General features: G+C 72.1%; 23 protein-coding genes. 10 read left to right on the top strand and 13 right to left on the bottom strand.

Going from position 1 to position 22,593, the window contains the following annotated elements:
• Window positions 1–73: 73 nt before the first annotated feature.
• On the bottom strand, window positions 74–1,723 hold the full coding sequence (locus tag G569_RS44600) for a cytochrome c biogenesis protein DipZ (protein ID WP_053225667.1): 1,650 nt from the start codon (window positions 1,721–1,723) through the stop codon (window positions 74–76).
• Window positions 1,724–1,782: 59 nt separating this feature from the next.
• Between G569_RS44600 and G569_RS0101135 the strand changes: the two genes are divergently transcribed.
• Genes G569_RS0101135 through G569_RS0101120 form a run of 4 tightly spaced genes read left to right on the top strand, consistent with a single transcriptional unit; the run spans window position 1,783 to window position 4,737 of the window.
• Entirely contained in the window at window positions 1,783–2,436 is a 654-nt protein-coding gene (locus G569_RS0101135) for a DsbA family oxidoreductase (RefSeq protein WP_245602333.1), read from the top strand.
• Entirely contained in the window at window positions 2,433–3,773 is a 1,341-nt protein-coding gene (locus G569_RS0101130; RefSeq protein WP_028062047.1) for an Ig-like domain-containing protein, read from the top strand. Before G569_RS0101135 ends, G569_RS0101130 begins: the two co-directional genes overlap by 4 nt.
• Entirely contained in the window at window positions 3,770–4,195 is a 426-nt protein-coding gene (locus tag G569_RS44595; RefSeq protein WP_037494146.1) for a cupin domain-containing protein, read from the top strand. Before G569_RS0101130 ends, G569_RS44595 begins: the two co-directional genes overlap by 4 nt.
• Window positions 4,192–4,737 (top strand): HhH-GPD-type base excision DNA repair protein, encoded by a 546-nt coding sequence (locus tag G569_RS0101120; RefSeq protein ID WP_037494144.1) that lies wholly within the window; start codon window positions 4,192–4,194, stop codon window positions 4,735–4,737. The genes G569_RS44595 and G569_RS0101120 overlap by 4 nt, the downstream gene beginning before the upstream one ends.
• Here the strand turns inward: G569_RS0101120 and G569_RS0101115 are convergent.
• The 3 genes from G569_RS0101115 to G569_RS44585 are packed head-to-tail and all read right to left on the bottom strand — an operon-like array spanning window position 4,666 to window position 6,748.
• Window positions 4,666–5,346, bottom strand: a complete 681-nt coding sequence (locus G569_RS0101115; RefSeq protein ID WP_028062045.1) for a calcium-binding protein — start codon at window positions 5,344–5,346, stop codon at window positions 4,666–4,668. The genes G569_RS0101120 and G569_RS0101115 overlap by 72 nt on opposite strands.
• A gap of 9 nt (window positions 5,347–5,355) precedes the next feature.
• A complete protein-coding gene (locus tag G569_RS44590) occupies window positions 5,356–5,772 on the bottom strand; it encodes a pyridoxamine 5'-phosphate oxidase family protein (RefSeq protein WP_053225666.1) in 417 nt (138 codons plus the stop codon).
• Window positions 5,750–6,748: a transglycosylase family protein gene (locus tag G569_RS44585; RefSeq protein ID WP_037494142.1), complete on the bottom strand. Its 999-nt coding sequence runs from the start codon at window positions 6,746–6,748 to the stop codon at window positions 5,750–5,752. The genes G569_RS44590 and G569_RS44585 overlap by 23 nt, the downstream gene beginning before the upstream one ends.
• 81 nt (window positions 6,749–6,829) lie before the next feature.
• On the opposite strand from G569_RS44585, the gene G569_RS0101100 reads away from it, so the two are divergent.
• Both G569_RS0101100 and G569_RS44580 read left to right on the top strand, forming a co-directional pair.
• Window positions 6,830–7,267: a DUF488 domain-containing protein gene (locus G569_RS0101100; RefSeq protein WP_028062044.1), complete on the top strand. Its 438-nt coding sequence runs from the start codon at window positions 6,830–6,832 to the stop codon at window positions 7,265–7,267.
• Window positions 7,268–7,399: 132 nt separating this feature from the next.
• Complete coding sequence (locus tag G569_RS44580) at window positions 7,400–8,851, top strand: GAF domain-containing sensor histidine kinase (RefSeq protein ID WP_028062043.1); 1,452 nt, start codon at window positions 7,400–7,402, stop codon at window positions 8,849–8,851.
• 203 nt (window positions 8,852–9,054) lie between these two features.
• On the opposite strand, the gene G569_RS44575 is transcribed toward G569_RS44580, so the two are convergent.
• Window positions 9,055–9,963 (bottom strand): ABC transporter substrate-binding protein, encoded by a 909-nt coding sequence (locus tag G569_RS44575; protein ID WP_084284011.1) that lies wholly within the window; start codon window positions 9,961–9,963, stop codon window positions 9,055–9,057.
• Between the two features lie 29 nt (window positions 9,964–9,992).
• Between G569_RS44575 and G569_RS44570 the strand changes: the two genes are divergently transcribed.
• Window positions 9,993–10,835 carry a queuosine salvage family protein gene (locus G569_RS44570; RefSeq protein ID WP_157591743.1) on the top strand — a complete coding sequence of 281 codons (843 nt, stop codon included), beginning with the start codon at window positions 9,993–9,995 and terminating at the stop codon, window positions 10,833–10,835.
• Here G569_RS44570 and G569_RS0101080 read toward each other — a convergent pair.
• The 5 genes from G569_RS0101080 to G569_RS0101060 all read right to left on the bottom strand — a co-directional run bounded on the left by G569_RS0101080 (window position 10,829) and on the right by G569_RS0101060 (window position 15,939).
• Window positions 10,829–12,421, bottom strand: a complete 1,593-nt coding sequence (locus G569_RS0101080; RefSeq protein ID WP_028062042.1) for a PP2C family protein-serine/threonine phosphatase — start codon at window positions 12,419–12,421, stop codon at window positions 10,829–10,831. The two genes, G569_RS44570 and G569_RS0101080, sit on opposite strands and share 7 nt — an antisense overlap.
• 18 nt (window positions 12,422–12,439) lie before the next feature.
• Window positions 12,440–13,417: an S-adenosylmethionine:tRNA ribosyltransferase-isomerase gene (locus G569_RS0101075; protein ID WP_028062041.1), complete on the bottom strand. Its 978-nt coding sequence runs from the start codon at window positions 13,415–13,417 to the stop codon at window positions 12,440–12,442.
• Window positions 13,414–14,076 carry an SDR family NAD(P)-dependent oxidoreductase gene (locus G569_RS0101070; protein ID WP_028062040.1) on the bottom strand — a complete coding sequence of 221 codons (663 nt, stop codon included), beginning with the start codon at window positions 14,074–14,076 and terminating at the stop codon, window positions 13,414–13,416. The genes G569_RS0101075 and G569_RS0101070 overlap by 4 nt, the downstream gene beginning before the upstream one ends.
• A 109-nt stretch (window positions 14,077–14,185) precedes the next feature.
• Window positions 14,186–14,812 carry a response regulator gene (locus tag G569_RS0101065; protein ID WP_028062039.1) on the bottom strand — a complete coding sequence of 209 codons (627 nt, stop codon included), beginning with the start codon at window positions 14,810–14,812 and terminating at the stop codon, window positions 14,186–14,188.
• Window positions 14,809–15,939, bottom strand: a complete 1,131-nt coding sequence (locus G569_RS0101060) for a GAF domain-containing sensor histidine kinase (protein WP_028062038.1) — start codon at window positions 15,937–15,939, stop codon at window positions 14,809–14,811. The genes G569_RS0101065 and G569_RS0101060 overlap by 4 nt, the downstream gene beginning before the upstream one ends.
• 67 nt (window positions 15,940–16,006) lie before the next feature.
• Between G569_RS0101060 and G569_RS44565 the strand changes: the two genes are divergently transcribed.
• On the top strand, window positions 16,007–17,008 hold the full coding sequence (locus G569_RS44565) for a potassium channel family protein (RefSeq protein ID WP_053225662.1): 1,002 nt from the start codon (window positions 16,007–16,009) through the stop codon (window positions 17,006–17,008).
• Here the strand turns inward: G569_RS44565 and G569_RS0101050 are convergent.
• A complete protein-coding gene (locus G569_RS0101050) occupies window positions 16,985–17,767 on the bottom strand; it encodes an ABC-2 transporter permease (RefSeq protein WP_028062037.1) in 783 nt (260 codons plus the stop codon). The two genes, G569_RS44565 and G569_RS0101050, sit on opposite strands and share 24 nt — an antisense overlap.
• Window positions 17,764–18,654, bottom strand: coding sequence for an ABC transporter ATP-binding protein (locus G569_RS0101045; protein WP_028062036.1), 891 nt, complete (start codon window positions 18,652–18,654; stop codon window positions 17,764–17,766). Before G569_RS0101045 ends, G569_RS0101050 begins: the two co-directional genes overlap by 4 nt.
• Window positions 18,655–18,765: 111 nt before the next feature.
• Here G569_RS0101045 and G569_RS0101040 point away from each other — a divergent pair, with 111 nt between their 5' ends.
• The gene (locus G569_RS0101040; protein ID WP_211232877.1) at window positions 18,766–19,851 is read left to right on the top strand and encodes a sensor histidine kinase; all 1,086 of its coding nucleotides are present in this window, start codon (window positions 18,766–18,768) and stop codon (window positions 19,849–19,851) included.
• Window positions 19,848–20,501 (top strand): response regulator, encoded by a 654-nt coding sequence (locus tag G569_RS0101035; protein ID WP_028062034.1) that lies wholly within the window; start codon window positions 19,848–19,850, stop codon window positions 20,499–20,501. Before G569_RS0101040 ends, G569_RS0101035 begins: the two co-directional genes overlap by 4 nt.
• On the opposite strand, the gene hypF is transcribed toward G569_RS0101035, so the two are convergent.
• The gene (gene hypF / locus G569_RS0101030; protein ID WP_245602331.1) at window positions 20,443–22,581 is read right to left on the bottom strand and encodes a carbamoyltransferase HypF; all 2,139 of its coding nucleotides are present in this window, start codon (window positions 22,579–22,581) and stop codon (window positions 20,443–20,445) included. The genes G569_RS0101035 and hypF overlap by 59 nt on opposite strands.
• Window positions 22,582–22,593: the final 12 nt, after the last annotated feature.

Below are 22,593 nucleotides of genomic sequence, written 5' to 3'. Positions count from 1 at the left end.
CGCATCTACACCTTTCGGATCACCTAAAGGGAACCTAAGGGGTCAGACCCCTTAGGTGGGGTTTAGGTTCGGATCACCCGAAGGTGAAGGCGAACGCGGACACGCCCGGCGCGAACGTCAGCTGTAGGTCGTGCGAGGACGCGGAAGGACGCGAGAGCAGGTGGTAGAGCTTCTGCGTGGTCACGTGGACGGTCTGCTCGTGCTTGCCATCCACGCGCACGTCGACGTCGCCCGGACCGCTCAGAACGAGGTAGACGTCCTTCCCGGTCACGTTGCCGCGCAGTGTCGCGCCCGGGCCCGCGGTCGCCGACTCGTCGGTGACCTTCCAGCGCCCGCCCAGAGTGAAATGGGACTCGGGCAACGACCCGTCGTACGGCGTGTAGGTCGCCGTGCCGACCTGCTGGACGCCGGGGAGGAAGCGCTCCGCCCGCGCGGCGCCGATGTACGTCTCCGGCGTCGCCTCGGCGCTCGGGTCGTACTCGCGATCCGGCTTGGCGTTGCCGCCGAGATCCTTCGCGCCCGCGTCCGCCAGCAGCCCGCGGATCGCCGCCTCGGTCTTGTCCGTGTCGCCCTCGCCGAAGTTGGCGTAGCGCACGTTCCCGCGGGCGTCGATCAGGTACTCGGCCGGCCAGTACTGGTTGCTCCACGCGTTCCACGTCGCCAGCTCGTTGTCCTGGGCGACCGGGTACTGGATCCCGTTCTGGCGGATCGCCCGCTCGACGTTGGACGCCTTCTTCTCGAAGCCGAACTCCGGCGAGTGCACACCCACGATGGTCAGCCCCTTGGACCGGTACTTCGCGTCCCACGCCTTCAGGTGTGGGAACGTGCGGATGCAGTTGATGCAGGTGTAGGTCCAGAAGTCGATCAGGACGACCCGTCCGCGCAACGACGCGAGCGTCAGCGGCTTGGAGTTGAACCAGCGGTCGTTGCCGGCGAAGTCCGGCGCCGGACCGTAGTCGTCGAGGTCGGAGGACGCGGCGGCGGCGTGATAGCGCGATGTCGGTCGCAGCGACGCGAGCTTGTCCGACACCGTCTTGGACTTCTCCAGCGAGCCGGTCGGATTGACCACCGCCGCCGGGAGATGGTCCGCGATCGCGGTCTGGAAGCGCACGTCGAGCTGGAACGCCATCGCCACCGCGGTCACGATCATCACGGCGCCGAGCACGCGGCTCAGCGCCGGCCCGCGCAGGCGCACCGTCGCCCGCCGGCCGGCCAGCGCGAGGATCAGCAACACCACCGAGGACCCGAGCGCGTACGCGAGTCCCACGGCCACCGTCCGCCCGGACGCGGCGCTCACCGACACCACGGCGGCGAGGATCGGCCCCGCGCACGGCGCGTACACGAAGCCCAGGGCAGCGCCGACCAACAGACCGGACCAGAACCCGCGCCCGCCCGACTTCGGCCCGAACCGCGCCAGCCGCGACAGCGGCGCCTCCAACCGATCGCCCAGCCACGGCACGGCGACCACGACCCCGAAGACCGCGAGCGCCACGATCGCGAGGTCGCGCGTGACCGAGTCCCCGAGCCCGACGCCGTCGACCACCTTCGCCAGCCCGACGATCGTCACCGTGAACGTGACCGCGAGCCCGAGCACGATCCCGACCGGCCTCCGCCGCCCACCGGTCGCCCCCGCGCTGAGCAGCGCCGGCAGGACCGGGAGCACGCACGGGCTGACGGCGGTACCGGCACCGGCCAGGAACGCGAACAGGATCAGGAGGACCACAGTGTCCGGTTTAACGCACAGCCGCCGCAAACGGATGAACAGGTGCTTAACCTGGAGCCATGCCTCTGACGGTGGAAATCTGGTCCGACGTGGTCTGTCCCTGGTGCTACATCGGCAAGCGGCGCTTCGAAGCGGCGCTGGAGGCCTTCGAGCACGCCGCTGAGGTGACGGTGATGTGGCGCTCGTTCGAGCTCGACCAGGAGGCTCCGCAGATCGCCGAGGGGACCTACGCCGAGCGCCTGTCGGCCAAGTACGGGATGAGCGTCGAGCGGGCGACGCAGCTCGGCGTCGACATGACCCAGCGAGCGAAGGAAGAGGGCCTGGAGTTCCACCTGGACCGGTCGCGCTCCGGCAACACGTTCGACGCGCATCGCCTGATCCACCTCGCCGCGACGTACGGACACCAGACGGCGGCGCAGGAGCGGCTGTTCCGCGCGTACTTCACTGAAGGCGAGCCGATCTCCGACCACGACACGCTCGTCCGCGTGGTCGCCGAGACCGGCGTGGACGCCGACGAAGCACGCGACGTCCTACAGACCGACCGCTTCGCCGAGGACGTCCGCGAGGACGAGCTGCTCGCATCGCAGCTCGGCATCCAGGGCGTGCCGTTCTTCGTGCTCGACCGCCGCTTCGGGGTGTCCGGCGCGCAGCCGCCCGAGGTGCTCGTGCAGGCGCTGCAGCAGGCCTGGGAGGCCGTTAGTCTCAGCGCGTGAAGACGTCTCTCGCGCTCGCGGCCGCCCTCGCCATCGCGGCCGCCCCCGCCGCCCAGGCCGCCGGGTGGAAGCAGGTCACCGCTCCCAACGGCTCCAATATCGACCAGGTCTCGCTGGTGCGAACGCAGGACAGCGTCCTGCACGTCGCCTGGCACAAGGGCGGCGACCTGTCGCACACGCGCATCGAGCCGAGCGGCAAGATCGACGCGACGACGCCGATCCAATCGGGCTGGGCGAGCATGAGCGACCCCGCGATCGTCGCCGTCCCCGGCGGCCTGCGAGCGTTCTGGGGCGGCATCCGCACGACGGACGCGGGCGAGACGAACCAGGACCTGAACACCGCGTTCAGCGCCGACGGCGGCGCGAGCTGGCAGCTCCAACCGGGCTCGATCGTCCCGCTCGGCGCACAGGCCTACGGCTCGGACCAGGCCGCCTCGACCCTCCCGGACGGCACCACGCTGCAGTCGTGGGCGGGCACGCTCGGCACCTGGATCCACGCCGGCCTGGACCCCGCCACGCCCAACACGAACTTCCAGACCACCGGCGGCTACGGCTACGACGACAACCTCGCCACCGACGCGAGCGGCGCGACGATGCTCGCCTGGTTCAGCGACACGCCGCCCGGCATCCGCGCGCAGGCGGTCGCCGCCAACGGGACGCCGGCGGGCGGAGCGATGACGATGCCCGGCACGCAGGTGATGGTCGGCGGCCCGGAGCTCTCGCGCACGCCGATCGTCGCGCGGCCGAAGGGCGGCGGCTTCTACATCGCCCGCGCCGTCGGCTACCCGACCGCCGACCAGGTGCGGGTGTGGAAGGTGGGCGCCGCCTCGGCCGCGCTCCTCGCCCGCACGGACTCAAGCGCCGAGACGGCGATCTCGACCGACGCGAAGGGCCGCCTGTGGGTGGCGTGGTCGGACGGCTCGTTCGGCGACAAGCACGTCTACGTCGCCCGCTCCAACGAGACCGCCAACCGCTTCGGCGAGCCCGTCGACGTCGGCGTCGTCAAGGACGCGCACTCGGTCTACACGCTCGACCTCTCGGCGACCGGCAACAGCGCCGACGTGCTGGCGGTGTTCGGCGTCGGCACCGGCGCCGACTCCTCGACCTACGTCAAACGTGTGCTGCCGGGCCTCACGCTCGCGGCCAAGCGCTCCGGCAACACCGTCACGTTCACGGTCACCGACGCCGGCGATCCCGTCTCCGGCGCGAAGGTCAAGGCGGGCGGGAAGTCCGCCACGACCGCCTCCAACGGCAAGGTCAAGCTCACCCTCAAGTCAAAGACCGCCTCGCAGGCGACCAAGAGCGGCTACGCGCCTGCCACATTGAAGGCCAGATGAGCTACTCCGTCCTGCCCGCCGGCGAGGCGTTCTGGCGCCCGTCGAACCAGATGGGCGTCCTGAACACGAACCTCACCGACCAGCTCGGGGCCCCCGGCCTCGGCGGGCGGTTCTGGCGGCTGCGCCCGGGCCAGGCGTCGACCAAGCACCGCCACTACGAGACCCACGAGGTCTACGTGGTCATCGACGGCGTGGGCCGGATCCGGGTCGACGACGACCTGCTCGAGCTCCCGCGCCTGTCCTCGCTGTACGTCTCACCCGAAAGCGTGCGCCAGGTGTTCAATGACACCGAGCACGACGTGCTGTGGCTGGTGTTCGGCGCCCCGCACGAGGCGGCGAACACGCTCGAGATGTCCGAGGAGACGATCGCCTACATGTACCCCGACGGCCTCAAGGCCCTCCCGCCGGAGCTGGCGTCATGACCACCGACCGCCTGCACTTCACGGGCAACGACGAGGCCGACCGGCTGCTCGTCGACGACGCGTTCGCGCTGCTGGTCGGCTTCGCGCTCGACCAGCAGGTGCCGGTGCAGAAGGCGTTCATGGGGCCGTACGTGCTGCGTGAGCGGTTGGGGACGCTCGACGTGGGCGCGGTCGCGGCCGCCGAGCTGGACCCGATCTTCCGCGAACGCCCCGCGATCCACCGCTTCCCCGGCGCGATGGCGACCCGCGTGCACGAGCTCGCGCAGCATGTCCTCGAGCGCTACGACGGCGACGCGGCGCGGGTGTGGACGGAGCCGACCACCACCGAGGAGCTGCGCGCGAACCTCGCGGGCCTGCCGGGGTTCGGCGAGATGAAGATCAAGGCGCTCGGTTCGGTGCTCTTCAAGCGCTTCGGGGTCGAGCTGGCCGAGCCGCTGATCCCGTGGCACCCGACGCTCGGCGACGTCGACTCACCCGCCGCGCTGAAGGGCTACCAGGCCGCCAAGAAGGTCCACAAGGCGGAGTGGCTGGCGAAAGGCTAGGCCCTCGCCGGGCTTCTTGCAGTCGCCGTTCGGCTTGGAGCCGTACTGGCAGAAGTGGCGGATGATCTCGCAGTTGCGGGTCTTGTACGCGCCGTTCTCGCGCACCTGCGCGTAGTCCTTCGCTCCCGGTCCGCAGTCGATCGTCCCGTGGCCGTAGAAGGCGATCACGCGGTCGTTCCCACGCCCGCCGTAGACGACGTTCTTGCCGTGGCTGGGGTAGATGAAGTCGTTGTCGTCGCCGCCGTACAACACGTCGGACTGCTTGGACGAGTTGTTCTTGGGGTCCCAGTCGCCCCAGATGACGTCCTTGCCGGCGCCGCCGTTGATCTTGTCGTTGCCGTGGTGGCCGAGCAGCTCGTCGTTGTCCTCGGTGCCGGCGCGCTCGTGGTTGCCGTCGTCGAGCACGGTCCAGAGGATGCCGGTGATCTTCGGCCAGCCCTTGTGCGAGACCTTGCCGGTCCCGCTGCCGCCCGGCGTCTGGCGGCCGTTGCCCTCCCCGCACTGCTCGCCCGCCTTCGCCGGTCCGCAGCGGTCTTCGTCTTGGGCGAGCGCGAGCGCCGGCGTCATCAGCACGATGACGGCGGCGGCGAGGACGACGGTCAGGCGCATCGGGCGAGCCTAACCTGCCCAGCGCCAGCTGAGAACCCTCTCCGGTCGGAGTTTCAACAGCGGTCCCCTCGGCGGCGTCTCCCGGTAGGCCGGATACCGGGCGGCCAGCGCCGCCAGCGAGTCCTCGTCGACGTCCTCGACGGTCACGTCGCCGAGCAACTGCACCCACGCGAGCCGCGTCCAGTCGGCGTCGTAGCGATCGACCGTCAGCGCCGCGCGCGGGTGCTTGCGCAGCCGCTCGATCCGGGCGGGGACGCCGCGCTTGGGCTTGTCGTCGATCGCGCTCACGATCACCCGCTCGACCCGCGCGAACGTGATCGGCTGCACCCGCGGGTTCCCGCCCTCGTCGAGCAGCCCGAGGTGCCCGACGGGGATCTCGTCCAGGAGCGCGGCCTCCCAGGGCTCAAGCGTCGACGAGCGAGGCACAGACCCAATTGTCGCGCCCCGCGCCGCCCGCCCACAACTTGGCCGCGAGCCGGTCCTGCTCGGCCTTGGAGGCCTGGTAGGCCTGCGGCGTCGAGCCGCCGAGGCCCCGCCACGTCGCGACCATGAACTGGTAGTAGCCGGAGGCCCCGGCGTAGTTCGGCGGGAGGTTCTGGCCGCCGGACTCGCACTGCACGATCGCCCACGGAATCGCCCACGGACCGCCCGGGCCGACGTTCGAGACCGCGGCGCGGGCGCGGGCGGCGAGGAGCGACGTCAACTCGCGCTCGGCCTTGCGGCGGTTGGACCGCACGCGGCTCAGCGCGGCCAGGCGGGCGGCGTGCGCGCGGGCGAGGAACGCCTGGCGGTCGCGCAGGCCTTGGGTGATCGAGGCGAGCGCGTCGCGGCGCGTGCGGGCGGCGTCGGCCTCCTGGTCGCGCTTCTTCGTCAGGTCGAAGAGCACGGTGCGCTCGTGGTCGGCGTCGCTTCTCGCGGCGCGGACGAGGTCCAGCAGGCGGGTGTCGGCCAGCTCGACGCGGCGGACGAACTGCAGGGTCTCCAGCAGCTGCGGGAAGCCGTCGGCGTGCAGCACGACGGTCATCAGATCCGGCGAGCCGCCCATGTAGCGCTCGCGCAGCAGGCCGCTGAGCTTGGACCTGACCTCGGCGAGGCGCTTGCGCAGCCGTACCACGCGGCGGCGGGCCTCGTCGAGGCGGGTCTGCGTCGAGGCGAGGCGGGCGTCCGCGGCGTCGAGCTCGCTCTGGGCCTCGGAGAGCCGGCCCTCCAGGACCGCGACCTCGCGGGAGACCTTGCGCTCGAGCTGTCCGAGCCGGGCGGCGGCGCTCGCCAGCGCCCGCTCCTGCGCCTTGCCGGACCCGATCCGATCGCGCAGGTTGCCCTCGCTCTGCCCGCCCGCGGGCCCGACCGCGACGACGGCGGAGAGCAGGACGACGATGAGCGCGACAGCGGTTCTGGGCATGGCGAGAGCGCCGCGGATGTGCGGCGGACGTTCACGCTAGAGCGAAGGACCCCCGAACTCTGCAAGCTAGCCTGCGGCCACATGAGCACCATCTGGACGATCGGCTACGAGAAGCTGCTCCCGCCGGAGCTCGTGGCGGAGCTCGAGGCGGCGACCGTGCAGCGGGTGATCGACGTCCGCTTCCGTCCGCAGTCGCGGCGGCCGGGGATGTCCAAGACGCGCCTCGGTGAGCTGCTCGGCGACCATGGCATCGCGTACGAGAACCGGCGTGAGCTCGGCACGCCCGCCGACATCCGGTTCCTCTTTCACGCGGGCAGGATCGACGAGGCGGCCACCGCCTTCCGCGCCCACCTCGCCGAGCATGCGACCGGCGCGCTCGACGAGCTCGACGCCGAGCTCGAAAAAGGCCCGCGCACCGCCCTGTTCTGCCTCGAGGCCGACCCGTCCACCTGCCATCGCCGGGTGATCACCGATGCATTGCAAGCCCGTCGTCCAGACCTCCGCGTGGTCGATCTCTAGACGGTCGACCGGTTTATTGACCTTGACCGCGACCCCCGCCTCGGAGACGCTCGTCTCCGGCGTGTGCTCCCGGATCGATTCGGGGGCACACGATCCGCTTTCCCCCACAGCGTCTAGCGTCTAGGGCCAGAAATGCCCTCTCGCAGCTCGAGGCCATCCGGCGGTCTGGCTCCGTCCGCATTGCGCGGGCTGCTCGACGCGACGCCCGCGGCGGTCGGATGCTTCGACGCCACGCTGCGCGTCGTCTACGCCAACACCGCGTTTACGATGGTCACGGGCGCGCAGACCGGGAGGACGCTCGACGAGGGTCCGCTGGCCGGCGAGGTCCGTGAGCTGATCGCGAGCACGGACACCCGCCGGCGCGTGCGGCTCGGCGGCGAGCGGCGGATGCCGATCTCCGGCACGCTGTTCACGCTCGAGGACGACCTGATCGGGATGGTCCTCGACGCGGGCGCGTACGAGGCGCTCGCTCAGCTCGCCGAGGAGCAGTCGGCGCTGCGTCGGGTCGCCACCCTGGTGGCCTCCGCGCCCGAGCCGGACGAGGTCTTCCAGGCCGTCGCGGAGGAGGCCGGGAAGCTGCTGCACGTGCGCTCGGCGGCGACGATCCGCTACGAGAACGGGCAGGCGTGGACGGTCGGCCGCTGGGCCGACGAGCACGACCCCGGCGGGTTCATCGTGGGGACGTCGGTGCCGCTGGCCGACAGCGACGGCTTGACGGCGATCGTCGCCCGCACCGGGCGACCCGCACGGATCGAGGACTACCGCGACGTGCGCGGGCGCGCGGCCGAGCTGATGCGGGCGAACGGGTTCCGCTCCGCGGTGGCGGCGCCGATCGTCGCGGGCGGGCGGATCTGGGGCCTCGTGCTCGTCGCGTCCGTCGGCGCGCTCGGCCCCGACGCCGAGACCCGGCTCGACGGCTTCGCCGTGCTGGTCGCGCTCGCGCTGGAGAGCGCCGAGGCACGCGCCGAGCTCAACGCCTCGCGCGTGCGCATCCTCGAGGCGGGCGTGACCGAGCGCCGGCGCCTCGAGCGCAACCTGCACGACGGGGCGCAGCAGCGGCTCGTCGCGCTCGCCGTGCAGCTGCGGATGCTCGAGAAGAAGCTCGGCGATCCGGAGCTCGCGGCGACGATCCTGCGCGGCGCCGCGCACGAGCTCGAGCAGGCGCTGGCCGAGTTGCGCGAGCTCGCCCGCGGCCTGCATCCGGCCGTGCTCTCCGATCGCGGCCTGGCGCCCGCGCTGGAGACGCTCGCCTCGCGCTCGCCGCTGCCGCTGAGCGTCGTGGGTGTGCCGGAGGAGCGGCTGGCGGAGCCCGTCGAGGCGGCCGTCTACTTCGTCGTCGCCGAGTCGCTGACCAACGCGGTCAAGCACGCGGAGGCGTCCGAGCTGCGCGTGGTCATGCACACGGGCGACGCGGAGCTGCGGGTGGAGATCGCCGACGACGGCCGCGGCGGCGCCGACCTGCTCGCCGGCAACGGCAGCGGGCTTCGCGGCCTCGCCGACCGCGTCGAGGCGCTCGGCGGGCAGCTCGCGGTCGAGTCGCCCCCCGGCGCGGGCACGACCGTGCGCGCGGTGCTCCCACTCTGACAATCCGGGTTGCGCATGAGAGCCCTGTGCGCAACCATGTCCGCATATACATGGTAGATCCGCCGGACGCTCAGTTCATATGACCGGCGGGCGGGCCGGAAGGCCCGTCGCACTCGGCTCTGCAGCCCCGGAGGCCCGCTTAGAGGCCGCCAAACATTGATCGACGGCAGCCCGGACGGTGACAGCGGTCCGGGCGCCTCGCTTTAAGCCCCGAAGTCGAACATCTTCGACACGTCGGGGCGGGTCTTCACGAGCCCGATCCGCGCGTCGAAGTCCGCCCACGCGTTGAGCACGTCCGTGGGCGCCTTCAGGTCGTCCGCGAACAGCGGCAGCACCGCGTCCAGCTGTTCGCGCTCGAGCTTGGTGTCGTCGGTCTCCGCCGCCTTGGCGATCAACGACACCGCCTTGGCCGGGTCCTTGCGCGCGGCCGCCACGCCGCCGCGGATCGCCGCCAGCGCCGCATCGATCGTCGCCCGCTTGGCATCCAGCGTCTTGCGCGCCGTCACCAGGACGACCTCCGGGTACGGCGGCGCGCCGTAGTCCTCGACCCGGAACTCCTTCGCGTCCAGCCCGCGCGCCTTCAACACCACGCCCTCGGCGTTCCAGAAGGCCGGCACGGCGTCGACCCGCTTCGTCAGCAGCCGCGAGACCGCGTTGAAGCCGATCGTGACCTGCTTGATCTTGGCGTAGTCGCCACCGTCGTCCTCGACGATCGCCTTCAGGAAGGCGGGATCGCTCGGCAGGCCGGAGACGCCGACGGTCTTCCCGGCGAGGTCGCGCGGGCGTCCGACGCCAGGCTGCGCGATCAAGGCGGCCAGCGGCTTGCCGACGAGCACGCCCACGGCGACGACGTCGACGCCCTGCTCGCGGGCGATCGCGAGGTCGTGGATGTCGAGCACGCCGAGGTCGACCTTGCCGGTCGAGACGAGCTTGAGCGAGTCCGGACCGGCGCCCGGCTTCTGGATCTTCAGCGCGTCACCGGCCATGTACAGCGGCGCGTGGACGGCGTTCGGGGTGAAGTCCAGAGCGATGGTGGCGGGCGTGCTGCTCGGCTTCGAAGAGCCACAGGCGGCGAGCCCCAGCACGAGGAAAAGCAGAGCGACACGTTTCATAGCGGCCCGTCACCGTAGCCTGTCCGGGAGTGCTGACCGATCGAGTCCGCGTTCATTGCGCTGGTATTGCCGCCACCGCCCGCCACGTCAGCATCGATCCCGACGTGCGGATCGCCTCCGGCGGGATCAGCGGATTGGACCAGGAGCTGCACTTTCTCGAGGGCTCGCCCGAGGCGGTCGCCCGTTACGTGCTGATCCTCGACGCGATCAATTTCGGGTCCGGCTGGTTCGGCGAGCTGCAGGTGACGACCGACGGCCTCACCAAACGACTGACCGAGCACGCCCGCGCCGAACGGCCCTGGACGTCCGATCAGCTGCGCGCGCTCGACCCGCCCACCGTCGGCGCGGCGCTCGGCATGCCCGCCGACCACCAACTCACCCGCCTCTACGCCGCCGCGCTGAACCACCTCGGCGCCTTCCTCGGCCACCGCCCGATGGAGAAGATCCTCGGCGACAGCGCGGAGGATCTCGCCGAGCGGCTCGCGACCGGGATGCCGTTCTTCGACGACGTCGGCTTCTACAAGCGCGCGCAGATCGCCGCGAACGACCTGCACCTGGCCGGCGTGGTCAGTTACCCCGACATCGACCGCCTGACGATCTTCGCCGACAACCTCGTCCCGCACGTCCTCCGCGTCGACGGCGTGCTGCGCTACTCCGAGGAGCTGGAGCGGCGGATCGACATGGGCCTGCCGCTCACGCCGGGCGGGGAGTTCGAGCGCGAGCTGCGCGCGTGCGCCGTGCACGCGTGCGAGCGGCTCGCCCACGAGCTCGGCGTCGCGCCGCGCCTGCTCGACAACTGGCTGTGGAACCGCGGCGTCAAGCCGCCGTACACCGAGCGTCCGGCGCACATCGCCCACACCGTCTACTACTGAAACCGGCGCAGCCCGAGCAGCGCGATGTCGTCGTCGCGCGACGCGGGAAGCTCGACCACGAGCCGGTCGGCGATCTCCGCCAGCGTGCCCCTCGCCCGCGCCGCCGCCTCCTCGAGCGCCGCGAGGCCGTCGTCGAGCGGCCGCCGCCGCGACTCGATCAGCCCGTCCGTATAGAGCCACAACGTCTCCCCGGGAGCGAGCGTGAAGCGCCCGCTCGCGCACGGATCGGGGCCGCTGAACCCGAGGGGCGGGCAGCGCGGGGCGGATACGTACCCGCGGCCGGCGATCAGCGCCGGCAGGTGCCCGGCGGTCGCGATCTCGCACTCGCCCGTCCGCGGGTCCAGCACGACGTAGACGACGGTGACGAAGGTGATCGCGCCCGCCGAGGCCTCGACGAGCGTGTGCAGGTCGTCGATCACCTCGTGCGGGCCGGCGGCGCCCTTGAGCGCGTAGGCGCGCAGCGCGTTGCGGATCTGGCCCATCGTCGCGGCGGCGCTCATCCCGCGCCCGCCGACGTCGCCGATCACGATCCCGATCCGGTCGTCGCCGAGCGCGAACGCGTCGTACCAGTCGCCGCCGGCGTGGTCGCGCGAGTCGCTGGGGACGTAGCGGACTTCGAGCTCGTACCCGGGCAGCTCCGGCAGCGTGGCGGGGAGGAGCGCGCGCTGCAACATCGCCGCGGTCGCGTGCTCGCGGGCGAACAGGCGGGCGTGGTCGAGCGCGAGCCCGGCGCGGCGGCCGAGCTCCTCCGCCAGCTCGAGCTCCCGCGTCGAGTACTGACGTCCCGATTCCGCCCAGACGAACGTCATCGCCCCGAGCGTCCGGCCGCGCGCGAGCAGCGGAACCACCATCACCGAGTGCATCTGCAGGTCGCGGACGAGCTGGATCTGCTCCTCGTCGAGCGCGGCGGCCTCGAGCAGCGCGCGGTCGATCAGCGGGTACAGCTCTGAGCGGCCGGAGCGGATGACCGCCGGCGCGCCGGTCGGAGCATCGGGATCCGGCGGGTAGCGCTCCTGCAGCTCGAGCGCCCAGCGGACCTTGTCGGGATCGACGTGGGCGACGGCGACCGCCCGCTGGTCGTCGGCGAGCTGGACCGAGCACCAGTCCGCGAGCGCGGGAACGGCGAGGCGCGCGACCTCCTCGAGCGTCTCGACTGGGTCCATCGAGCGGGCGAGCACCTGGCTGGCGGCGTCGAAGAACGCGTGCGCCTCCTCGCGCTGGCGGCGCTCGGTGACGTCGCTCAGCAGCCCGGTGATGCGCTCCGTCCGCCCGTCGGTCACGACCGCCCGCGCCCGCGCGTGCAGCCAGCGCAGGCCCTTGTCCGGGAGGACGATCCGCAGGTCCATCTCGTAGGGCGTGCCGTCCGCGAGCGCGGCCTGGACGTGCTTGCCCATCTGCTCGCGGTCATCGGGCTCGAGCAGGCGCAGGAAGTCCTCGACGCCGGCCGGCTGGTGGCCCCGCGGGAGGCCGTAGAGCGGGCCCATGTTGTCCGACCACTCGACGACGTCGGTGTCCACGAACCACTCCCAGAAGCCGGTCTCGGTCCCTTCCAGGGCGAGCCGGAGGCGCTCTTCGAGGCCCCGCATCTGCGGAGCATAGGCGCGTCAGCGCAGCAACAGGTGCAGGTCGCCGAACTCGTGCCGCCGGTAACCGCTTGCCGCGGCGGCGGCGTAGGAACGCTCGACGAGCTCGCGCCCGCCGACGGCCTCGAGCAGCAGCAGATGGCTCGCCTCCGGCTCATGCCAGCCGGTGAGCAGGCCGTCGACCGCGCGGACCCCGCGCTCAGGGGTGACGACGAGGTTCGTCCAGCCTTCTCCGGGGTGGACGACACCGTCGCCGTCGGCCACGGTCTCCAGCGCGCGGACGACGGTCGTCCCGACGGCGATGACCCGTTGCGCGGCGTTGACGCGCTCGGCGGTGTGGTGCGAGACCGCGTAGCGCTCCGGGTACGGCCGCTCCCCGCGTTCCTGTGAGCTGACCCCGGTGTGCAGGGTGATGCGCTGGACGCCGATGCCGCGTTCGCGCAGGCGGGTGAGCGCGCGCTTGGTGAACGGGCGGCCGGCGCTCGGCATCTCCGCGCTGCCGGGGTGGGTGGCGAAGATCGTCTGGTGGTCCTCCAGCGGGCGCGCGGTCGGCTCGTGGGCGTAGCGGATCGGGGCGCCGTGATGGTCCAGGTAGGCGAGCAGCGGCTCGGGGAGCTGCAGTCGCGCGACCCAGAGGCGGTTCGGGCTCAGATAGGGCGCGATCAGCTGCGCGCGGCCGCCACCAGGCAGCCGCAGGGTCTCGGCCCTGCCGCGGGCGCGGTGCCCGTCGCTCCGCACCTCCACCACCCACCGATCGGGGTTCGTGGGATCGGGGGTGGAGAGGTGCAGATCGACGGCCTCGCCGTCTGCCCTGAGGGCGGGGAGTGCCGCGGGCAGCGTGGCGGAGTCGTTGACGACCAGCAGGTCGCCCGGGGCCAGGTGATCGGCCAAGCTCAGGAAGTCCGTGTGGATCAGCTCGTCGCCCGCCGTGATCATCAGGCGGACCTCGTCGCGGACGAGCGGCGGCTCGGCCGCCTCGACGAAGTGCATGGCCGTCATACAGCGACCACCGCCTTGGCCTGGTAGCGGCCGGACGGGTGCTCGCCCTCGATCAGCGCGAGCAGACCCGGGACGCTGTCCTCCGGCGGCGGGCGGTCGGAGATGTCCTCGCCGGGGAACGCTTCCTGGTGCAGGCGGGTGTTCATGTCGCCGGGGTCGACGGCGTAGAAGCGCCGCTGCGGCTGCTCGGCGGCGAGGATCGCGGTCAGGTGGTCGAGCGCGGCCTTCGCGGAGCCGTAGCCGCCCCAGCCTTCATAGGCCTCGACGGAGGCGTCGCTGGTCACGTTGATCGTCGTCTGCGCGTTCGCCAGTTGGGTCAGCGCGAGCGGCGCGAAGACGTTGACGCGGTAGACGTGCTCGAGCGTGTCGAGCGGGTAGTCCGCGAGTGCCGGCTGCGGGCTCGGGCCGAGCACGGACGCGTTGTTGACGAGCAGGTCGACGGGTCCCGCGGCGGCGACGAGCGCCTCGCGATGGAGCGGGTCGGCGACGTCGCCGGAGAGCGCGACGACGTTCGTGGTCTGGGCGAGCTCGGTGGCGACGGCGTTGAGCGGGTCACGCTCGCGGGCGTCGATGACCAGCCCCCACCCTCGCTCGGCGAGGGCGCGGGCCAGCGCGAGGCCGAGGCCGCGAGAGGCGCCGGTGACGATGGCGGTGGGCATGGCATCGAAGCTACGCCCGCCGCCGCTCCCTTCCTATTGGCAATTGGACCTAGGACCCGCGAACCTAAAGCCCACCTAAAGGGTCAGACCCCTTAGGTGGGCTTTAGGTTCACACGAGGCCGTGCCGGACGGCGTAGAGGGCCGCCTGGGTGCGGTCGGTGAGGCCGAGCTTGCCGAGGATGTGGGAGACGTGGGTCTTGACCGTCTTCTCGGCCACGCCGAGCTCGAGGGCGATGACCTTGTTCGAGCGTCCGCGGGCGATGAGGATCAGCACGTCGCGCTCGCGCGGGGTGAGGTCGTCGACCTCGGCGGGGGCGCCGCCGCCCTGCGCGATCTCCTCGACCACGCGGGTGGCGATCGTGGGGCTCAGAGGCGTGTTGCCGTCGACGACGTTGCGGATCGAGCGCACGAGCTCCGCCGGCTCGACGTCCTTGAGCAGGTAGCCCGCGGCGCCCGCCCGCAGCGCGGCGAACAGCTTGTCGTCGTCGCCGAAGCTCGTGAGCACGATGATCCGCGCGCGGCTCTCGCGCAGCTTCTTGAGCGTGCCGACGCCGTCGAGCTTGGGCATCACGAGGTCGAGCAGGATGACGTCCGGGTCGGTGCGGGCGGCGGCGTCGACCGCGGCCTCCCCGTCGCCCGCCTCGGCGACGACCTCGATGTCGTCCTGGAGGTCGAGGAACGTGCGCAGGCCCTGGCGGACGACGGCGTGGTCGTCGGCGAGCAGGACGCGGATCACAGCGGCAGCTCCAGGGCGACGGTGGTCCCTTCGCCGAGCCGCGACGTCACGCTCAGGTGCCCGCCGAGCTCGGTCGCCCGCTCCTCCATCGAGGTCAGCCCGAGGCGCTGGCCCCGCACCTCCGGGCCGGACGGGTCGAAGCCGCAGCCGTCGTCGATCACCTTCAAGAACAGCCGCTCGCCGTCGCCGCCGAGCTTGACCTTGATCCGCTTGGCGGCCGAGTGGCGGAGCGCGTTGCCGAGCGCCTCCTGGGCGATCCGCAGCACCTGCGTCGCGGGTCCGGGCGCGAGCCGCGGGACGTCGCAGACGCCGAGCTCGATCTTCACGCCGCTGACCCGCCGCAGCACCTCGACGTGCTTGCGCAGCACGGTCGCCAGGCCCTCGGCCTCGAGCGATCCGGGCCGCAGCTCGAAGACCACCGCGCGCAGCTCCTCCATCGCGCCGCTCGCCAGCTCGGACACCCGCTGCAACTCGACCGCGGCCTTGGACGGGTCGCGCTCGAGCAGCGTGGCGGCGCTCTGCGCGGCCAACTTCACGCCGAACAGCCGCTGCGTGACCGAGTCGTGCAGCTCACGCGCCAGCCGGTTGCGCTCCTCGATGATGCTCAGCTCGCGCGAGCGCTGGTAGAGGCGGGTGTTCTCGATCGCGATCGCGGCGTGCGCAGCCAGCAGCTCGATCAGCTTCTGATCGGCCGCGGAGAACATCGAGCCGTCCTCCTTCTCGGTCAGGTAGACGGCGCCGAGCACCTCGCCGCGGGTCACGATCGGCACGCCGAGGAACGAGCGCATGAGCGGGTGCGCGCGCGGCCACCAGCCGCGGAAGCGCGGGTCCTGCGTGATGTCGTCCGTCAGGTGCGGCTCGGCGGACTCGAGCATCGCGCCGAGCATCCCGTGGGTGCGTGGGAGCGGGCCCATCGCCTCGATCAGCTCGTCGCTCATCCCCGACGTGATGAACGAGGCGAAGGCGCCCTCGCCGTCCGGGATCCCCAGCGCGGCGTACTTCGCGCCCGCCAGCTCGCGCGCGGAGTGCACGAGCCGTTGCAGCACGGGCTCGACCTCGTGCTCGGCGGCGATCGCCAGCACGACGTCGGACAGGGCCCGGAAGGCGGTGCTGTCGGCGGCGGCCATGCGCCATCAACGGTACGCGTTGTGCCGCGTCGAACACATCGGTCGCTGGATCTAGGACGATGGGCGCATGTCGCACACCCGCGACGTCTTCCGGCGCCTGGCGATGCTCGGGCTCGCCCTGTGCGTGCTGATCGCGGGCGGCACGATCGCCTACGCGCTGCTCGAGCACCGGAACGCCTGGGACGCGTTCATCTGGACGATCGACACGGTCGCGACCACCGGCGCGATCCAGGCGCCGCACGACACCGCCGGCGAGATCGTCAAGGTCGTCCTGACGTTCCTCGGCGTCGGCACGCTCTTCTACGCCCTGGTCTCGTTGACCGAGCTCGTCGTCACCGGCGAATTGGGCACACTCCTGTCGGAACGACGCGCGCGCAGGATGACCGAGCGACTCAGAGACCACTACATCGTCTGCGGCTTCGGGCGGGTCGGCCGCCAGGTCGCGAGCGATCTGCGCGCGGCGGGCGCGCTGTATGTCGTCGTCGACGACGACCCGAAGAACCGCGAGGCGGCCTACGCGCCCGGCGTGCGCTTCATCACCGCCCGCCCGTCCGACGACGAGGCGCTGCGCGACGCCGGCATCGCCCGCGCCCGCGCGATCGTCGCCTGCGTGGACTCCGACGCCGAGAACATCTTCATCGCGTTGACCGCGCGCGAGCTGCGGCCCGACATCGCGATCGTCGCCCGCGCCAGCCGCGAGGAGAACGAGAGCAAGATGCGCCGCGCCGGGGCCGACCGCGTGATCTCGCCATACAAGTCCTCCGGCACCGAGATGGCGCGGCTCGCGCTGCACCCGAACGTCACCGGCACGATGGACGTCGCCGCCGAGTACCGGCTCGAGGAGATCACCGTCCAGAGCGGTTCCGCGGGCGTGGCGCGCACGGTGGGCGACGTGCGCGGCGGCTCCTACATCGTCGGCGTCCGTCACGCCGACGGCTCCTTCCGCCCGCAGCCCGCGGCCGACACGCTGCTGGCCGCGGGGGACGTGGTGATGGCGATCGGCACGCCGCGCACGCTCGAGCGGTTGGAGGAGCTGTTCACCGCGTCAGGCGTCGCGGCGGGCGAGTAGCCACGCGCCGGCGCCCAGTGCCGCGGCGGCATACGCGCACGCCACCAGCAGGCCGACGACAGGCGCGATCGGGATCGCGTCGTCGGCGTTCGTCGAACGCTGGACCGCGAGCCCCGCGAGCATCGGGAAGAACCGGCCGAGCTTGAGGCCGAGGTCCATCGGGATCATCGAGATCACGATCAGCGGGACCCAGAGGACGGCGAAGACGATCGAGATCGCGGCGGCGGTGTGGCGCAGGACCGCGGTGACGCCGAGACTGAAGAGCGCGACGGCCGCGAGGTAGACGGCGGTGCCGGTCACCGCTCGCAACTCGGTCCCGAACGCGGCCACGTGGTAGCCGTGAGCGGCGGTGTAGCCGTTCTGGTCGAGCACCGTGCTCGCGATCAGGAACGCCAGGCCGCTCGCGAGCAGCCCGATGACGAGCACGAGGCCGCCGGCCACGGCCGCCTTCGCCAGCAGCACGCGGTGGCGGCCCGGCGTGGCGGCGAACGTCGTCCGGATCATGCCGCTGGAGTACTCGCTGCCCAGCACCAGCACGCCGAGCGCGACGGCCGCCATCTGGCCGAGGTAGGCGCCGCCGAGCGCGATCGCCACCAGGTCGTCCTCGCAGCGGTCCCCCATCGGGCAGCCGTCGGTGTGCGTGCTCGCCGCGATCAGCCAGCTCAGGATCACCGTCAGCGCCAGCAGCGCGAACAGGGACCACTTCGTGCTGCGCAGCGCCCGCAGCTTCGTCCACTCCGCGCGCAGGGCATCGCTCATCGGTACTCCACCGCCTCTCGGGTCAGGTCCATGAACACGTCCTCCAGCGACGTCCTGCGGGGGGAGAGCTCGTGCACCCGCAGGCCGGCCTTGAGGGCGAGGTCGGCGATCCACGGCGCGGGGAGACCGGTCACCGTCAGCACGTCTCCGTCGGTCTCCACGCGTCCGCCGGCGCCCGCGAGCAGTGGCATCAGCGCCTGTGCGTCCGGGCTGCGGACCAGCACCCGCCCGTCGCCGCGGGCCAGCATCTCGCCCATCGTCGTGTCGGCGATCAGCCGCCCGCGGCCGATCACGATCAGGTGGTCGGCGGTGTCCTCGAGCTCGCTCATCAGGTGGCTGGAGACGAGCACGGCGCGGCCTTCGGCGGCGAGCGAGCGCAGCAGCCCCCGGATCCAGCGGATGCCCTCGGGGTCCAGGCCGTTGACGGGCTCGTCGAAGAGCAGCGCGGGTGGGTCCCCGAGCAGCGCGGCGGCGATCCCGAGCCGTTGGCGCATGCCCAGCGAGTAGGTGCCGACGCGACGCTCGGCCACACTCGAGAGGCCGACGAGCTCCAGCACCTCGCGGACACGCGCTGGGGCGATCGCGTTGCTGTCGGCCAGCCAGCGGAGGTGGTCGACGCCCTTCAGCCCGGGGTGGACGGCGCTCGCGTCCAACAGCGCGCCGACCTCGCGCAGCGGGTGGGGGAGCGTCGCGTACGGCCGCCGGCCCACGCGGGTGGTTCCGGCATCGGGCGCGTCGAGCCCGAGGATCACCCGCATCGTCGTGGACTTGCCGGAGCCGTTCGGCCCGACGAACCCCGTGACCTGGCCCGGGAGGACGTCGAACGTGAGTCCGTCGACGGCGAGCGTCTCGCCGTAGCGCTTGGTCAAGCCCTCGACTTCGATCATGGCCGCGAAGGTACGTGCACGGGCGCGGCGTGTCGTCGCGCGGCAGAGCGGTCTTCGACATCCCCCGTGAGAGGGATGTCGTGGCGGCGCCGCACGGTCACAATCGAGAGCGTGGAGCGCTGGAAGCGACTGGCGGCCCGGCCCGACTGGCCGATCGTCTCGGCGCTCGCGCTCGGCCTGCTCGGGCTGGTCGAGGCCTACGTCTACACGCGCACCGGCTTCCCGGACCTGTTCACGACGTTCCTGCTGACCTTGACCGCGACGCTGGCGCTCGCGTTCCGGCGCACGCACCTGAAGACGGTTGCGGCGGTGACGAGCTTCTCGACGCTCGTCCTGGTCTCGAGCGGCCCGCCGACGCCCGAGACCGCGGCGGTGATCATCGCGCAGACCTGGGTGCTCTACCTGCTGGCCGAACGCGCCCGCGGGTGGGTGACGGTGGTGCTCGGCGTGCTCGTCGTCTTCTTGACGCTGTCCAGCGGCGAGGTCGTGTTGTCGAACCTGTTGCTGCTCGCGGCGGGGATCGGGGCGCTGGGCGTGGGGAACTCGCGGCGGCTGGGCGGCCAGGTGAGCGAGGTGCGCGCGTCGCGGGCGGCGCTGGAGGAGCGGGCGCGGATCGCGCGCGAGCTGCACGACGTCGTCGCCCACCACGTCTCCACGATCGCGATCCAGGCCGACACCGCGCGGCTGACGACACCCGGCATGCCGGTGGAGGGCAGCGCGCGGCTGGAGGCGATCGGTGAGACCGCCCGCGACGCGATGACCGAGATGCGGCGGGTGCTCGGCGTGCTGCGCACGGAGGAGGGCGGCTCAGACCTCGCGCCGCAGCCGGGGCTCGACCGCCTCGGCGAGCTGCTTGAGACCGCACGCGGGTCGGGCACGCCGGTGCGGCTCGTCCTCGAAGGCGATCCCGCGCCGCTGGCACCGACCGTCGAGCTGACCGCGTACCGGATCGTCCAGGAGGCGCTCACCAACGCGCGGCGGCATGCGCCGGGCGCGCCGGTCGAGGTCTCGTTGCGCTACGGGCCGGACGACCTGTGGCTGAGCGTGCGCGACGAGGGGCCGGGGCCGAACGAGCTCGGCTCCGGCGGGCAGGGGCTGCGCGGCATGCACGAGCGGGTGGCGCTGGTGGGCGGCGAGCTTGTCACCGGCGGCGCGGTCGGCGGCGGGTTCCGGGTCGAGGCGAGGCTCCCCACGTGATCCGCGTCGTCGTGGCCGACGACCAGCAGATCGTCCGCGCCGGGTTCGGCGCGCTGCTGGAGACCCAGGAGGACATCACCGTCGTCGCCACCGCGGCCGACGGGCACGCCGCGGTCGAGGCGTGTCGCGCGCAGCGGCCCGACGTCGTGCTGATGGACGTGCGCATGCCGGTGATGGACGGGATCGAGGCGACCCGTCTGGTCTCGGGCGAGGCGAGGGTGATCGTGCTCACGACGTTCGACCTCGACGAGTACGTCTACGAGTCGCTGATCGCGGGCGCGAGCGGGTTCCTTCTGAAGGACGTGCGGGCGGAGCAGCTCTTCGACGCGGTGCGGGTGGTGGCGGGCGGCGACGCGCTTCTCGCCCCATCCGTCACGCGGCGGCTGATCGGCGAGTTCGCCCGCCGGCGCCCGCGCCCCCGGACGCTCGAGGAGCTGACGCCGCGCGAGGTCGACGTCCTGCGCGAGCTCGCCGAGGGCCTGACCAACGCGGAGATCGCGGCGCGCCTCGTGGTGAGCGAGGAGACCGTCAAGACCCACGTCAGCCGCGTGCTGATGAAGCTCGGGCTGCGCGACCGCACCCAGGCCGTGATCACGGCGTACGAGACAGGGCTCGTCGTGCCGCGATCGCCGCCTGGCCGTACGCGATAGCGCCGTCGTTGACCGGGAGCTGGATCGGCGTGAGCGCGTGGGGGAGGAGCTCGAGCGTGCGGTCGAGCAGGAGCGCGTTCTGGAACACGCCGCCGGCCAGGACGACGACGGGCTCGTCTTCGAGAGCGTCCGCGGTCGCCCGCGCGACGGCGTTGTGGAAGCGGGCGGACACGCGCGCCACATCGACCCCGCGGGCGACGTCCTCGACGACCGCCGCGACGGTCTCCCGCGCATCGAGCACGCCTTGCATACCGCTTGCATACCGGAGCCTGACCCCGGTATGCAAGTCGTATGCAAGCGGGTAGGCGCCGCGTTCGTCGTGGGCGGCCACCGCCTCGAGCTCGATCGCCGCCTGGCCCTCGTAGGTGACGGTGTCGCGGATGCCGCAGAGGGCGGCGACGGCGTCGAACAGGCGGCCCATGCTCGTCGTCACCGGCGAGGCGAGGCCCGTGCGGGCGAGCTGCGCGACGCGCTCCCATTCCGGAGGGATGTCGGCGCCGATCTCCAGCAGCCAGGCGCACGCCATCCGCCAGGGCTCGCGGATCGCGGCCTCGCCGCCGGGCATTCGCACGGGCCAGAGTGCGCCGATCCGCTCGAAGCCGAGCAGATCGCCACGCAGGAGCTCGCCGCCCCAGACCGTCCCGTCGGTGCCATGGCCGGTGCCGTCGTAGATCGCTCCGGCGCCGCGCTCGACCCCGTGCTCGGCGAGCACCGCGGCGAGGTGGGCGTGGTGGTGCTGGACGCCCTCGAGCGGCAGCCCGAGCTCTTCCGCGAACTTGCTCGACAGGTACTCGGGGTGCAGGTCGTGCGCGACCAGTTCGGGCGTGACCGCGAACAGGCGCTCGAAGTGCGCGATCCCGTCGGTGAAGGAGCGCAGCGTCTCGTACGTTCGCAGGTCGCCGATGTGATGCCCGACCCACGCGCGCCCGTCGCGGGCGAGCGCGAACGTCGACTTGAGCTCCGCACCCACCGCGAGCAGCGGCGGCGCGACGTCGACCGGCAGCGTCGCCGGCACGTACCCACGCGCCCGCCGCACGATCCGCCCGCGCCGCACGACGCTGTCGTCCATGCGGGTGTGGATCGCCCGGTCATGCAATAGGAACACGTCGGCGATCCCCTTCAGCCGCTCGAGCGCGTCCTCGTTCTCGTACGCGATCGGCTCGTCTGACACGTTCCCGCTGGTCATCACGAGCGGCACGCCGACGTCCGCGAGCAGCAGATGGTGCAGCGGCGAGTACGGCAGCATCACGCCCAACTCGGACGTCCGCGGCGCGACCGAAGGAGCAGAGCACGCACCGGGATTTCGCTCTGCGACGACGATCGGCCGCTCCCGCTTCGTAAACGGGAGCAGGCCGGCTTTAGAAACGACGAGGGTGAGGGGGTCGAGGGACATGAGGGCGAATGGGCGCTCCTCGCGGTGCTTCGAGGCGCGCAGGCGGGCGACCGCGGGCTCGTCGTCGGCGCGGCAGGCCAGGTGGAAGCCGCCGATGCCCTTCACCGCGACGATGCCGCCGTCGAGCAGCACCCGTACCGCCTCGTCGTAGCCCGTCACCTGCGGGCCGCAGACCGGGCAGGCGTTGGGTTGGGCGTGGAAGCGGCGGTCGAGCGGGTCGTCGTACTCGGCCTGGCAGTCCGCGCACATGACGAAGCCCGCCATCGTCGTGTACGCGCGGTCGTACGGGACGCCGGTGACGATCGTGAAGCGCGGGCCGCAGTCGGTGCAGTTGATGAACGGGTAGCGGTAGCGGCGATTCGCGGGGTCGAACAGCTCCGCCAGGCAGGCGTCGCACGTCGCGACGTCGGGGGAGATCGGCGCGTCCGGCGCGCCGCCGCGCGGACTCGAGCGGATCTCGAACGACAGCGAGCCCTCGTCCGGCATCGCGACGCACGAGACGTCCTCTACGCGAGCCAGCGGCGGCGCCTCCACCCGCAGCCGCGCGACGAACTCCTCGACCGCGGAACCCTCGACCTCGACGAGCACGCCCTCGGCGTCGTTGAACACGAACCCGGACAGCCCGAGCTCGGCCGCCAGCCCGTACACGAACGGCCGGTAGCCGACGCCCTGAACGACGCCCGACACCCGCGCGCGGAC

The sequence above is a fragment of the Solirubrobacter soli DSM 22325 genome, assembly GCF_000423665.1.
Classification (GTDB): Bacteria; Actinomycetota; Thermoleophilia; order Solirubrobacterales; family Solirubrobacteraceae; genus Solirubrobacter; species Solirubrobacter soli.
Note: the sequence above shows the minus strand (reverse complement) of the source record. Positions and strands in the feature narration are given on the sequence as shown.

Bases quoted from the DNA above. Each gene is read 5' to 3' on its own strand.
- G569_RS0101100 (WP_028062044.1), top strand. From the start codon at position 6,830: ATGAGCACCATCTGGACGATCGGCTACGAGAAGCTGCTCCCGCCGGAG.
- G569_RS0101060 (WP_028062038.1), bottom strand. From the start codon at position 15,939: ATGGCCGCCGCCGACAGCACCGCCTTCCGGGCCCTGTCCGACGTCGTG.
- G569_RS44565 (WP_053225662.1), top strand. From the start codon at position 16,007: ATGTCGCACACCCGCGACGTCTTCCGGCGCCTGGCGATGCTCGGGCTC.
- G569_RS0101070 (WP_028062040.1), bottom strand. From the start codon at position 14,076: ATGCCCACCGCCATCGTCACCGGCGCCTCTCGCGGCCTCGGCCTCGCG.
- G569_RS44575 (WP_084284011.1), bottom strand. From the start codon at position 9,963: ATGAAACGTGTCGCTCTGCTTTTCCTCGTGCTGGGGCTCGCCGCCTGT.
- G569_RS0101115 (WP_028062045.1), bottom strand. From the start codon at position 5,346: ATGCGCCTGACCGTCGTCCTCGCCGCCGCCGTCATCGTGCTGATGACG.
- G569_RS0101120 (WP_037494144.1), top strand. From the start codon at position 4,192: ATGACCACCGACCGCCTGCACTTCACGGGCAACGACGAGGCCGACCGG.
- G569_RS44595 (WP_037494146.1), top strand. From the start codon at position 3,770: ATGAGCTACTCCGTCCTGCCCGCCGGCGAGGCGTTCTGGCGCCCGTCG.
- G569_RS0101075 (WP_028062041.1), bottom strand. From the start codon at position 13,417: ATGACGGCCATGCACTTCGTCGAGGCGGCCGAGCCGCCGCTCGTCCGC.
- G569_RS44585 (WP_037494142.1), bottom strand. From the start codon at position 6,748: ATGCCCAGAACCGCTGTCGCGCTCATCGTCGTCCTGCTCTCCGCCGTC.
- G569_RS0101135 (WP_245602333.1), top strand. From the start codon at position 1,783: ATGCCTCTGACGGTGGAAATCTGGTCCGACGTGGTCTGTCCCTGGTGC.
- G569_RS0101080 (WP_028062042.1), bottom strand. From the start codon at position 12,421: ATGCGGGGCCTCGAAGAGCGCCTCCGGCTCGCCCTGGAAGGGACCGAG.
- G569_RS44580 (WP_028062043.1), top strand. From the start codon at position 7,400: ATGCCCTCTCGCAGCTCGAGGCCATCCGGCGGTCTGGCTCCGTCCGCA.
- G569_RS0101045 (WP_028062036.1), bottom strand. From the start codon at position 18,654: ATGATCGAAGTCGAGGGCTTGACCAAGCGCTACGGCGAGACGCTCGCC.
- G569_RS0101050 (WP_028062037.1), bottom strand. From the start codon at position 17,767: ATGAGCGATGCCCTGCGCGCGGAGTGGACGAAGCTGCGGGCGCTGCGC.